We start from the raw sequence: 12,450 nt of genomic DNA on the forward strand, positions 1-12,450 counted from the left end.
TTTTATTTGTAATTCGGGTTCTGAACCAAAACGCCATTGTTCTTGTCAATCTCACTTTGCGGTATCGGCCACAAATAAAAACGATCTTCAAATACAGATTTATACAATGGCAATGTCGGCTCGTCAAAGTTATTCATAATTTCTCCAATAATACGCCATCGTTTCAGATCAAAATAGCGATGCCCTTCAAATGCTAATTCTATCCGCCTTTCATGACGTATCTTTTCGCGCATCTGTGTCTGATTCAAACCGGTCGGTAACGGCGGCATATCAACACCTTTACGGGCACGGATACTGTTAATCGCATCATACGCTTTCTGAGTCGGGCCATTCACTTCATTCTCTGCCTCCGCTATAGCCAGCAATATTTCGGCATATCTGAAATGTACCCAGTCCTGATCACTACGCGTATTATACCCGATCGGATACTGCGTCTTGTCGCGGGTTACAAATTTCTTCAGTCCGTAACCGGTCGGCAAAACGCCCGTAACAGGCTGTTCGACATCTCCCATAACCAATTGCTGATAAAAAGTGGACATATCCAAACGGGGATCTCGGTTTTCAATCGGGTTTTCCGGATTATATAACGGATTTTCCGTAGAAAAAGAGGTACCGTCCTTAAACTCAAATTCACTCACCAGGTTCGTCAAAGGAGCACAACGTAACCATGCGCCAAACCATAGATCACTCGTATGCCAATTATTGGGAGCCAGATATTTCGTCGAGAAAATGATCTCCGTATTCGTTTCCTGCCCTGCACCCTGAAAAATGCTTTCAAAATCATTACTTAACGAATAGCCTTTTATTTGCTCAGCCACAGTCAGTATATTTCCCATTTTTCCAATATCAGCTTTCCCATTGTCATTATATGCGTCATATAACATAATTCTGACCTTTAAAGCAAGAGCCGCACCTTTTGTCACTCTTCCGGGTAATTCCAAATAGGTATTGTCCGGCAACAGCCCAATGGCATCATCCAGATCCGAATAAATCTGTTCTAAGATTTTTGCAGCTTCAACTTTCGGCTGATATTGTGTTTCAAGATCGAGGGGTTCAAGGATCAAAGGAACATCTCCGTAACATCTATACAAGAATGAATAATAAAATGCTCTGAGGAAAAGTACCTGTCCTTTATAAAAATCTCTCTCTGTATCCGATAAGTCGGTATTTTCGTATCGGTCCAATTGATAAAGAAATAAATTCATACGGGTAATCCCGACATACGAACCTTTATATACATCTTGAATTATGCCTACAGTCGACGGGTCTATATTCCCTTGGAATACATCAAAAGTGATTCCTTCGCCCACACTATGACAATTATCAACAAAGCTATCCCATTGAGGAGTACCGAATGAGAAATAACCATGGCTAAATTTCGTCATTGTCCCGTAACAGGCGGTCAGAGCCATATCCAAATCGCTTTTTTGTTTCCAGAATGTATTCTCCGAAGGTTTGGACGGCGGATTCTTTTCCAGAAAATCATCACATCCGCTCATGATAACAACCAATGCCAGCAGCAAATAATATTTAGCTTTCTTCATAACCATATCGAATTAAAATTGGACGTTAATACCAAATGAACAAATCTTATTTTGCGGATAAGCGACAAAACGACCGTCTTCTTCTCTTTCCGGATCCAATTCCGGATAATTGGTAATTGTCGCCAGATTATCACCGGAGAAGAATATACGTATCCTTTCAACCAACATTTTCCTTGTCAACTCTACAGGAATAGTATAGCCTATTGTCAGATTCTTGAGACGCAAATAAGAAGCATCTTTCAAAAAGTAAGAATTCTTTCTTGTATTCTTGCTACCGCCGAAATCATCAAAATACATTTTCGGATACTTTGCGTTATCCGGATTATCTTCTGTCCAGCGATATTTTACATAATCAATTGTCGGAGCACTACCCTGACGGAATGGCTGTAATCCCCAATCCGTAACATAATGTTTCTTTCCTTCAACACCTTGCAGCAGAAGAGAAACGTCAAATCCCTTCCAACTGGCAGACAAATTAAATGCATACTCAAATTTAGGGAATCGTCCGTCAATCACTACACGGTCATTATTATCTATCACACCGTCATTATTGGCATCACGATATTTCAGGTCGCCCGGCAATGTATTATCATTGAACTGTTTGGGTGAATTTTTCACATCATCCTCATCCCTAAAAATACCGATACAATCCAGCATATAATAAGAATTGTAAGGCAAACCTTCCTGACGCAAATAATGTCCGGATATTTCATCAGCACCAAACTTTGTCACCTTGTTCCTGTTACGGTCAAAATAGAAACCTACATTATAATTTAATCCCTTGAAAAGACCGCCTTTAATATTATTTACATATTGCGCATTAATTTCAAAGCCTTTATTCTCCATCTCACCGTTATTTATAACAGGTGCATCCAATCCTAAAGCCCCTGTAACCTGGGCATCCCGGAGAATGTTTTTTGTTTTCTTTTTATACCAGTCAAGCGTAACATTAAGACCATTGAATACTGTTGCCTCCAAACCTATATCAGTAACGGTAGTAGTCTCCCATGTTATATTCCGGTTTGCATACTTGGTTTGTGCATAACCGGTCGACAAAGAAGAATTATCAAATGTATAATTTCCCTCATTTTCCATGACTGCCTGATAAGGGTATATACCAATATTCTGATTACCTAACTGTCCCCAGGAAGCCCTAATCTTCATACTATTCAACCATGACCAATGCAAATTCTGCATAAACTGTTCTTCTGTCATTCTCCAACCGGCAGAGAAAGAAGGGAATATACCCCATCTGTCGTCAGGATTAATGCGGGAAGAACCATCATAACGGAAGTTGGCCTCAAACAAATAACGTTCCTTATAGTTATAATTGAAACGTCCGAAAATACCCATTAACGACCATTGCTCAAGATTTCCTTCTGCCTCCTGTAATTCTTTCGAACCGGCATCAATCTCCGTCAACGGGAACGGAAAATCTTTTCTATACCCCTTCAGCCAATCATAATCATTTGTTTCCTGAGAATAACCCAATTGCAGACCGAAATTATGATTCTGGTCTTTTGTTGACACATCATACTTCAGATAAGAATACAGATAAGTATAGAATGTATGATAATCATTCGAATTCAGGCCTTTTGCACCCACATCCAGTTCATTCATATATTCACCGGAGTGATAATTATAAAGTTTTACCAACGGACGCCATTCTTTCTCTCTTTCTGCGATCATGCGAACCGCTCCCTTTGTATGCCAGGACAACCCTTTAACAATATCTATTGTCAACCAGGCCTGTGCATTCACATCATAACTCGTATTTTTACGTAATGCATCATTACCGACCAAAGCAATCACATTCTTGTTATTACTTTCCCACGGATAAGCCTTGTACACCCATGAACCGTCGGAACGTTGAGGTGCATAGGTGGGTGCCTGTGCAAAAATAGAAGTAAAGCTGCCGTCTGTGCCTCCCTCATAAGGACGTTTTCTGTCCCCTCTCATAAACCCCACATACGAACCGAATTTCATCCATTTGGTTATCTGGCTTTGCAGATCTGCCGTAAAATTATACTTCTTATATCCGTGTCCGTCCATTGTTCCGTTTTCATCGGCATAATACATAGAGACATTGTATGACATCTTATCCGATCCGCCGGAAACAGCTACATTGTGATTATGTGAGAACGTACTGTGGATATGTTCGCCCAACCAATCATAATTAGGATATTCCGGATCACCCGGTTTAGCATTTTTATACTGGTCAATAATGTCCTGGGGATACAAACCCGAAGAAATACCGGAATTCGCTTTAGCCTCATTCCACAAATTCATATAATCCACGGAATTGGTAACGACATTCAGCATACGTGTCGGAGAATAAATAGCAAAGTTTCCGGAATAACTGATCGATGTCTTTTTATTTATACCCGTTTTCGTTGTCACCAATACTACACCATTAGCCGCACGCGCACCATATACAGCAGCAGAAGCGGCATCTTTCAATACCGATATACTTTCAATCGCATTCGGATCGAGATTTGACAGATCTCCCGGAACACCGTTGATCAGTACCAGCGGATCGGAGCCGGCATCGGAATACGTGCCTTGTCCGCGAACCCGTAAACTCACTTTATTATTACCCGACTGTCCGGAACCGTTTACGACACGCAAACCCGGAACTTGCCCCTGTAACATGGAAGTTGCATTGGTAACAGGACGTTTAGTCATCTCTTCCCCTTTCACTACAGAAACAGCACCGGTAAGATTTACCTTTTTCTGAACACCATAACCTACGACAACCACTTCCTCCAGTTTTTGTGTGTCTTCCATCAATCTCACATTTATCATCTTCTGGTTATTCACGGCTATTTCTTTGGATATATATCCGATATAGGAAAATAAAAGGACCGAATTTCCTTTTACGCTTAATGAATAATTGCCGTCGATGTCGGAGATACAACCATTTGTTGTTCCTCTTTCCATCACATTCGCACCGATAATCGGTTCGCCATGTTCATCTGTGATTGTCCCGGTTACCACCAGATTCTCCTTTTCCTGCTTTTTATTCTCGGCAGAAATAACAATATGATTATTTTTAATTACATAAGAGCAATTTGTTCCCTGTAAAATCTGATTTAATGTTTCATCCAGATTTTTATTACCAGTTCCAAGCTCTATCTTCTTATGAATATTCAAAACCGATTCATCATAGTCAACCGACATGTCTGTCTGTTTCTCGATCTCGGCAAACGCTTTTTTGATTGTCAGACTATTTTCGGAAAACGTTATGGTCTGAGACCATATAACCGTAAATTGCGAAAAAAGGAAAAGAAAAAGTATTATTGCTACCCGGAACAAACTATTCAGTTTATTCCATTGTGTTTTCAGGTTTATTTCCATACCTTTGTAAAATTAGATTTTAAAGTTGAATACTATATTATTTACCACCTGTTTCAGGCGATTTATTAATTGGTGTTCACCACGATTTCAAATCCGGGGAGTTCTGATTGGCGTCGTCTTCCCGGGTTCTTTTTTTCATAATGTATCCTCCGTTTTTTTAGTTTATGTATATCACATTATCTTTAATCCTGTAATTTAATCCGTTCACCATTTCTTTCAGAATATCCAGTACCTGGTTCAAGCCTTCATCCGGCCGGAATTTCATTGTGAAACTACGTCCTGCAAACTTGCCAGTCTCATAGTTAATCGTCACATCGAAACGCCTTTCTATCGTCTTCACGATATAATCGAACGAAGCCCCCTGGAAGGTGAGATATCCGTGTTTCCACTGCATGACTTTGCCGGCATCAACAACTTCTTTGGAAACGGTCCGCAATAAACTGTTATATACGACCTGCTCATCCGGGTGGAGAATGATCGGCTTATCTGCTGTGAGGTCGGTACTTACCCGGACCTTCCCTTCCTCCAACGTCGCAACGGTCAATTCCGAATCCGAATAAGCCTCTACATTAAATACCGTCCCCAGCGCCTCCACATCCATATGGCTTGTCTTAACAATGAAAGGTTTTTCCGGATCTTTAGCCACATTGAAGCTCGCTTCCCCATTCAGGTAAATAGCTCGTTTGTTACCTTCAAACTTTGCGGCATATACCAATAGCGATCCTGAATTCAGCCATACCACAGAACCGTCCGATAAAGTAATTTGCTTTCTCTCGCCGTTCGGCACAAAACATTCCGTCCATTCCGGCTCTATAACCTTCGGCTCGCCCTGCATCACAAACCAGGCACTGGCGGCACCGATCAGAGGTAACAGCAATATGGCGGCAATCCGGAGAGCCTGTTGATACATAGATCGCTTAACTACCTGACGGCCAACTGCTTCCATACGACAACGTAACCTGTACAGTTCCTGTACAGTCCGACCGTCTGCTTCTGCCGGAACCTGTTCCCAAAGTTCCCGCATTGCCTCTTCCTTTTCCTGCTGATGGGTTCCGCCGACAAACCACTTCCGGAAAGACATCTGGATTGCATCCGGAAGATCATTTCCGAAGAATTTAGTGATTAATGTATGTATCGTTTTATTCGCCATTTCATCCCCTGTTTATATTGAAGACGGGACAAGGAGCAGGCACACACAGTCCAAAAGAGATTTTTTTCAAAAAAGTAATAAAAAAGCTCCGCGCACGACTTCACGAAGGTCCGCCAACGCCTGACTTACATGGTTCTCAACAGTCCGTTTATTAATTTGCAACTTCTGTGAAATTTCTTCATTCGATAACCCTTCTTTCCGGCTCATCTTAAAAATACGCCGGCGTTGCTCCGGCATTTGTTCGATGGCAATATCGATCAGTATCGATAATTCTTTTGCATAGATATCCTCTTCTATCAGGTCGGTATAAGCAGAGGATGAAGATTGTAATTTCTGTTCGTAAGACTCTTTTACAAGGCTGTGTTCATAATAATCGTAGACCATATTACGAGCCATACGAAATAAATAAGCTTTCAGGGAACTGACCTTAGAAATGCTTTCCCGGTTTGTCCAGACCTTGAAGAAAATATCCTGAGCCATATCGCACGCCTCTTCCTCATCCTTAATGAAACCTTTGAGAAAGTTCTTTACCCGCGGATGGTACAACATAAACAGGGCATCGAAGGACTTATGATCCCCCTGCCCCAATTTTTCCAGATATTCAGATTCCCGATCGACCTCCATCATATCGCAAATATAGATATTATTTAAGAACAGATAATATCTTACGATATAAAACGTAAATTTACCGGACACAGCATCATTCTTTCGACAAAACTCAAATTATTGATATTCTTATTCCTATCTTTAGCCAATCAAATAACAACATTTATAAATCTAACACCGGAAAAAATGGATCAATACATAAAAACAATCATCAGTGTAGGCGGCAGTGCGATCATGCTGGTTATGATCGTATGTGTAATATGGTATGTTGTAAAAGATACCTGGAAAGATATTAACAACAGCTCAAAAGATTAACAGACTCCTGTCATGAAAATGAAAAGAAACAGACCCTTTCCGTCTTTTACTGAAAACAGTAGACAATAACAACCATAGCGAAACCGCCCAGGCACTCCCTAAAGCGACGATAAACAAAGCCGGATCTGCTACCTGAGTATATAAGCAATACACTCCGCCAACAAAAAACAGTGTAATAAATAATGCGGCCACAATAGTAGCCAGTAGTGTTTTCATAGATACTTTTTTCATATTCCTTCCCCCTTCTTAGAGCGCAAATATAGAAAAAATCATGAAAACTCATCCAACTTTCCACCACAGTATTTACAGTATTTTGCTTCTTCCTCGTGTCCCGTGCGGAAACAATGGGGGCATCTCAATTCGCTCCGCCGCCGGTGTTCCTTGATCATCGTGGCAGAAACGATACCCGTAGGCACAGCAATGATCGTATAACCGATCAGCATCACACAAGCCGAGATAAAACGGCCGACAGGAGTCACAGGGGTTATATCTCCATACCCCACGGTCGTCATGGTTACAATCGCCCAGTAAATACAGTTGGGAATATTATTGAATTGAGTATCGGGTTGCGTACCTTCCACCATAAACATGATCGTACCGATCGAAGTCACCAGGATCAGTACAAAAAAGAAGAAAACAAAAATCTTCCGGCTACTCAACCGCAGGGATACCAACAGTAAATTCCCCTCCTCCAGAAAGTTAAACAGCTTGAACACACGAAAAACGCGGATCAGGCGGAATGTCCGGATAATAAGTAAATAACGTGCACTGGTAAAAAGGAATCCCAGATACAACGGCAAGGTTGCCAGCAAATCGACAATACCGAAAAAGCTGAAAATATATTTCTTCGGCTTCGGCGAACAATAAATACGCACCAGATACTCGAAAGTAAAAAAAGCAGTAAACACATACTCCAGTATCTGAAGCGCCAGCCTGAAATGGTCGGAAAAAGTGACCACACTCTCCAGGATGACCACCAGAACACTCATAATGATAAAACCGATCAGAAAGACATCGAATAACTTCCCTTTCGGCGTATCCGATTCAAAAATGATCACATACAATTTCTCCTTCAACTCTTTATTGTGAAGAAAGGTATTTATCTTATTTGTAAGAGCCTTCCAAAGACCTGTTTTCTTCTCTTCCATAATAACCCCGTGTTTGAATACAAAAATAAAAAATATTACTTACATTAGCCCAATGAATAAAATCAAGTACTGCCATGAATAAATACTTTTTCATATCACTTCTCTGTATGTTACTACTCTCTTGTAACAAACAAAACAGCAAAACGGAACAGAAAATTTTGCAGGTAGAACTCTCTCCCAAAGACCTGGTAGCCTCCACCCTGTTCAAAAAGATAGAAGTGATCCCTTTGGAAACAAACGAACAATGCCTGCTCAAAACGATCGGACGAGTTATCGAAGCTGATAACAAATATTATATTCTCGATGATGACAGGGAGATGGGCATACTTTTCTGTTTTGATAAACAAGGCAAATTTCTATCTAAAATAGATAAGACCGGTAACGGTCCGGGTGAATATAATATGATCTATGAAGTCATTGTCAATCCGGAAGAGAACCTTATTCATATGTTAAGTCCGATGGGAGCCATACACACTTATACAACAGACGGGCAATTCATAAAAAGGCACCTGCTGCCAGGAGGCGGAGGGCAAACGGATATGATAGAAATCGACAAAGGGCTGATTGCTTACTGGACTCTGACAACAGCGGGCGATCCGACAGAAAACTTAATCACATTCTATAATACAAACACAGAGGAAATAGCCGGCGGTTTCTGGAAAACGACAGACGATAATTTTATGACCAACATGTGCATCGATGTTTTTTACAAATATAACAATGAAAATTACTTTTCCACTCAATATTCCAATGAGGTATACCGGTTCACGAAAGAGGCCGTAGAATTAGCATATAGATGGGACTTCGGTTCCGGCAATATCAATCTTGAACCCTTTAAGGAAAGAATAAAAGAAGATCCCAATGTATTTCCTCAACTGGTAGATTCACACGAAGTTCCCTACTTTTTCTTCCGACAGTTTCAAAACAAAGACTATTATTACACAGTCCTGAACACCTGGAACATAGATAAATGGCGCAATGTTTTCTACCGTAAAAAAGATGGAAAATCCTTTGTTTTCGACACGCTGGAAGGAGGCGCAAAGGTCAAGAAAACAAGTCTTTTCACCGATGAATATATGATCTGCATCGTATCACCGGAGGAGATCGGGACATTGCATAATATTCTTCCGCCGGAAGAGTTCAGTAAAGTAAAAAATTTACAGGAAGACGATAATCTCTGTCTGGTAAAATACTATTTCAAATAATGTTCTATTCGTAAAACCAGCAGTAATCCGACAATATTGACGCATTATTTCTTACTTTTGCGTCAATTTATTATTCTAAATTCTTAATTACACCATGAAAAAAACGATCCTTATTGCACTATGTCTCTTTTCGGGATTCATAGCAAACGCACAACATGTAATCCGGATTGCCCCGGAAAACGGAGATATGACAAAGAAAATCCAGGCTGCAATCGAACAGGCCCGGAGTTATAACGGGAAAGCGGTTGTCATCAAACTGCAAAATGCAGATTATAACCTCCATCGCGAAAATTCGTCACAGATCCTTTACCATATCTCCAATACAGCCTCCGAAAAAGAAAATCCTGATCAGACAAAACATATCGGTTTGTGGTTGAAAGACCTGAAAAACGTGACAATAGACGGTCAGGGAGCCCGCTTCGTCACCCATGGCGAAATGACCAGCTTCGTAATCGACCAGTGCGAAAATATCACTCTACGGGACTTTACCGTTACAGCTTCCGACCCCACCGTCCCGGAACTGACCGTTACGGAAGTGGGCGAAAACTTTATGACCGTACGCATCCACCCGCAATCACGCTACACCGTTAAAGACGGGCATTTTGCTTTTGTCGGTGACAACTGGGAACTATCCAGAGGTATCGCTCAAAGCTATGACAAAGAAAAAGATATAACCTGGCGTAGCTGGTCGCCGCTTTCCGGCCTTCGCAAGGCAATAGAGCTGGACACCAACCTACTCCGTTTCGTATATGACACCCCGCCACAGGCCAAACAAGGTACGGTATTCCAGATGCGTGACGGTATCCGTGACCAGGCTTGCGGACTTATCCAATACAGTAAAAACGTCACACTGGAAGGAGTACATCTGGCATTCCTGGGTAACTTCGGAATTGTCGGGCAAATGACAGAAAATATCACTTACCGGAATCTGACATTCGAACCGGAGGCCGGAAGCGGACGTACCTGTGCCGGTTTTGCCGATTTCGTACAGATGTCAGGCTGCAAAGGTAAGATCACGATCGAAAACTCCCGTTTCCTCGGAGCGCACGACGATCCAATCAATATACACGGAACCCACCTGGCTGTCACCGGCTACCCGGCCCCCAACCAGGTATCAGTAAAATACATGCACCCGCAGACATATGGCTTCCAATCGTTCCTTCCCGGCAACCAGATCGAATTTATCGATGCCCATTCGCTGATGAGCCTTGCACCGGCAAAGGTAAAAAAGGCGGAAATGAAAAACGAACGGGAAATACTCATAACCCTCGACAAGAATATCCCCCAAACGATCCGGGATAAAAAAGAACTGGTCGTTGAAAACGTAACCTATACACCGGAAGTCCTCATTCGCAATAACTATTTTGCCCGCATACCGACACGCGGAATTCTTGTTTCCACCCGCCGCAAGGTATTGATAGAGAACAACACCTTCTTCCGTATGCAAATGAGTGGTATCCTGATAGCCGACGATGCCCGCAGTTGGTTCGAATCAGGTATGGTACGCGATGTAACCATCCGCAACAACAATTTCATGGAATGCGGCGGACCGGTCATCCTCATTTCTCCGGAAAACGACCGCAACGAAGGCTATGTTCACCGCAACATCGCCATAACGAACAACCGTTTCCAATTGACAGGCACAAACGCTATCTTCGCCAAATCAGTCGACGGATTAAAAATCACGGACAACCTGTTCCTGTCGCCAACTCCTGCCGAAATATCGAATCTGATAAAGACACAGGATTGCGAAAATGTTTTCATGGAAGGAAATATCGTTCAATAACGGTGAAAAACCCGGCGAAGCACCAACTGCTGAACCGATTTACCGACAACAATCAGGGTGACTAATAGATAATTTACAAGAATTTATAATCAGAAAAGAATTATATTTACCACAAAAACAAACATGAAAGAAATACTAACAAGTTTCCTCCTTATATGCCTGTTTTTGTCTTGTGCAAAATCACAAGACGGATTAATCGAATCACAATATGGTAAAGCGATTTCTTTTGAAAAAGAAGAGATTAATATACCGATAGATGATAAGACCTTGACTTCATATCAAGTCATTTCGTGCTTTCAGGAAAATGAAAACAATTTAGTTTATGCTTACAACAGTCCCATGCACTCGCTGGATATTTTCAATCTCAACGACCAGAGCATATCGCATCTCCCATTAAATAAGGAAGGAGAAAACGGAATTCTAAAAAATGTATCCGGACTATATGTTCATCAAGAAGACAGCTTATGGCTTTACAGCCAGGGATTCCTGTATCTGGTTAACAACGAAGGAGAAGTGAAAGGGAAATATGAACTCCCGTTTCTGGAAGGGGGATTCATCATGGTCGAGACTAATTTCTCTATGGCGACAATCAAATTATTCTACCACCCGCAAAGAAACTCAGTTTTCTACCTGACCGTTACCCCCACAGAAGAGAGCGCCACCTATATCGTTTATGAGTATTCCCTCAATTCAGGCACATTCAAAACCTTTGAACTAAAAGGATCTGAAACAGAAAAATTCGCCGGAAAAAGATTCGGATTCAAACAATTCCCGAATGTCACTTATACCGATCAGGATATCTTATATAATTTCCCTATCAGTTCGAATATATACCGGATCGACATCGAGACCGGCAAAGAAACAGCTTTTGGAGGAAAGAGCCGATACACACCCAACCTGGCGTCTGAGTTAACCATGCCTTACGATATGAAAGATGCCAGTAAGCATCACATAGAAAATATTCATTTCTTTGAAATCCAGTATGATCCTTATAAAAACATCTATTACCGACTGCATCTCGACAAAACAGAGAACGTCTCTACCACTCCTTTTAGAACCTTATCTGACAGCAAGGAATTATATCTAACCAGCTTCGATAAAAACTTCCGCATCACTTCCGAAACCAAATTGGAAAATAACATATACACCCATTATAACAGTTGGGGAGTCTTGGATAATGGCCTGTTTATTACTGAAGACAACCTACTGGATGAAAATAAAGACTTTGAAGCTTTTCAACTAGTTATATTCAAGCCACAAATATAAAGCAATGGCGCACAGATGACACAGATCAGCATTGCAATAGTTCAAAACTGATAATAACTAAAACAAGCAATCA

The 12,450-nt window shown here is 41.3% G+C and carries 10 protein-coding genes; 4 read left to right on the top strand and 6 right to left on the bottom strand.

The features are described 5' to 3' along the window. Positions 1-2: 2 nt before the first annotated feature. The 4 genes from HMPREF1535_RS05760 to HMPREF1535_RS05775 form a co-directional block, all read right to left on the bottom strand. Positions 3-1,544, bottom strand: a complete 1,542-nt coding sequence (locus HMPREF1535_RS05760) for a RagB/SusD family nutrient uptake outer membrane protein (protein ID WP_046146433.1) — start codon at positions 1,542-1,544, stop codon at positions 3-5. A 12-nt stretch (positions 1,545-1,556) separates the two neighbouring features. After that, positions 1,557-4,901: a TonB-dependent receptor gene (locus HMPREF1535_RS05765; protein ID WP_052716660.1), complete on the bottom strand. Its 3,345-nt coding sequence runs from the start codon at positions 4,899-4,901 to the stop codon at positions 1,557-1,559. Positions 4,902-5,058: 157 nt separating this feature from the next. After that, positions 5,059-6,051 (bottom strand): FecR family protein, encoded by a 993-nt coding sequence (locus HMPREF1535_RS05770; protein WP_046145556.1) that lies wholly within the window; start codon positions 6,049-6,051, stop codon positions 5,059-5,061. A gap of 66 nt (positions 6,052-6,117) precedes the next feature. Beyond that, a complete protein-coding gene (locus HMPREF1535_RS05775; RefSeq protein WP_007655585.1) occupies positions 6,118-6,678 on the bottom strand; it encodes an RNA polymerase sigma-70 factor in 561 nt (186 codons plus the stop codon). A 165-nt stretch (positions 6,679-6,843) separates the two neighbouring features. Between HMPREF1535_RS05775 and HMPREF1535_RS26415 the strand changes: the two genes are divergently transcribed. Continuing rightward, complete coding sequence (locus HMPREF1535_RS26415; RefSeq protein ID WP_007655586.1) at positions 6,844-6,972, top strand: hypothetical protein; 129 nt, start codon at positions 6,844-6,846, stop codon at positions 6,970-6,972. Here HMPREF1535_RS26415 and HMPREF1535_RS05780 read toward each other — a convergent pair. After that, positions 6,961-7,188: a hypothetical protein gene (locus HMPREF1535_RS05780; protein ID WP_046145557.1), complete on the bottom strand. Its 228-nt coding sequence runs from the start codon at positions 7,186-7,188 to the stop codon at positions 6,961-6,963. The genes HMPREF1535_RS26415 and HMPREF1535_RS05780 overlap by 12 nt on opposite strands. A gap of 53 nt (positions 7,189-7,241) precedes the next feature. Next, positions 7,242-8,120: an ion transporter gene (locus HMPREF1535_RS05785; protein ID WP_007655588.1), complete on the bottom strand. Its 879-nt coding sequence runs from the start codon at positions 8,118-8,120 to the stop codon at positions 7,242-7,244. A 74-nt stretch (positions 8,121-8,194) separates the two neighbouring features. On the opposite strand from HMPREF1535_RS05785, the gene HMPREF1535_RS05790 reads away from it, so the two are divergent. From HMPREF1535_RS05790 to HMPREF1535_RS05800, 3 genes are all read left to right on the top strand, one after another. Further along, positions 8,195-9,325 carry a 6-bladed beta-propeller gene (locus HMPREF1535_RS05790; protein WP_046145558.1) on the top strand — a complete coding sequence of 377 codons (1,131 nt, stop codon included), beginning with the start codon at positions 8,195-8,197 and terminating at the stop codon, positions 9,323-9,325. A 94-nt stretch (positions 9,326-9,419) separates the two neighbouring features. Then, a complete protein-coding gene (locus tag HMPREF1535_RS05795) occupies positions 9,420-11,111 on the top strand; it encodes a right-handed parallel beta-helix repeat-containing protein (RefSeq protein ID WP_087880812.1) in 1,692 nt (563 codons plus the stop codon). A 123-nt stretch (positions 11,112-11,234) separates the two neighbouring features. Continuing rightward, positions 11,235-12,377, top strand: a complete 1,143-nt coding sequence (locus tag HMPREF1535_RS05800) for a DUF4221 family protein (protein WP_046145559.1) — start codon at positions 11,235-11,237, stop codon at positions 12,375-12,377. Positions 12,378-12,450: the final 73 nt, after the last annotated feature.

The sequence above is a fragment of the Parabacteroides goldsteinii DSM 19448 = WAL 12034 genome (assembly GCF_000969835.1).
Lineage (GTDB): Bacteria > Bacteroidota > Bacteroidia > Bacteroidales > Tannerellaceae > Parabacteroides > Parabacteroides goldsteinii.

What these genes read in the sequence shown, in the direction of transcription:
- HMPREF1535_RS05775 (WP_007655585.1), bottom strand. Translation starts at nt 6,678, where the DNA reads ATGATGGAGGTCGATCGGGAATCTGAATATCTGGAAAAATTGGGGCAG.
- HMPREF1535_RS05770 (WP_046145556.1), bottom strand. Translation starts at nt 6,051, where the DNA reads ATGGCGAATAAAACGATACATACATTAATCACTAAATTCTTCGGAAAT.
- HMPREF1535_RS05760 (WP_046146433.1), bottom strand. Translation starts at nt 1,544, where the DNA reads ATGAAGAAAGCTAAATATTATTTGCTGCTGGCATTGGTTGTTATCATG.
- HMPREF1535_RS05795 (WP_087880812.1), top strand. Translation starts at nt 9,420, where the DNA reads ATGAAAAAAACGATCCTTATTGCACTATGTCTCTTTTCGGGATTCATA.
- HMPREF1535_RS05800 (WP_046145559.1), top strand. Translation starts at nt 11,235, where the DNA reads ATGAAAGAAATACTAACAAGTTTCCTCCTTATATGCCTGTTTTTGTCT.
- HMPREF1535_RS26415 (WP_007655586.1), top strand. Translation starts at nt 6,844, where the DNA reads ATGGATCAATACATAAAAACAATCATCAGTGTAGGCGGCAGTGCGATC.
- HMPREF1535_RS05780 (WP_046145557.1), bottom strand. Translation starts at nt 7,188, where the DNA reads ATGAAAACACTACTGGCTACTATTGTGGCCGCATTATTTATTACACTG.
- HMPREF1535_RS05790 (WP_046145558.1), top strand. Translation starts at nt 8,195, where the DNA reads ATGAATAAATACTTTTTCATATCACTTCTCTGTATGTTACTACTCTCT.
- HMPREF1535_RS05765 (WP_052716660.1), bottom strand. Translation starts at nt 4,901, where the DNA reads ATGGAAATAAACCTGAAAACACAATGGAATAAACTGAATAGTTTGTTC.
- HMPREF1535_RS05785 (WP_007655588.1), bottom strand. Translation starts at nt 8,120, where the DNA reads ATGGAAGAGAAGAAAACAGGTCTTTGGAAGGCTCTTACAAATAAGATA.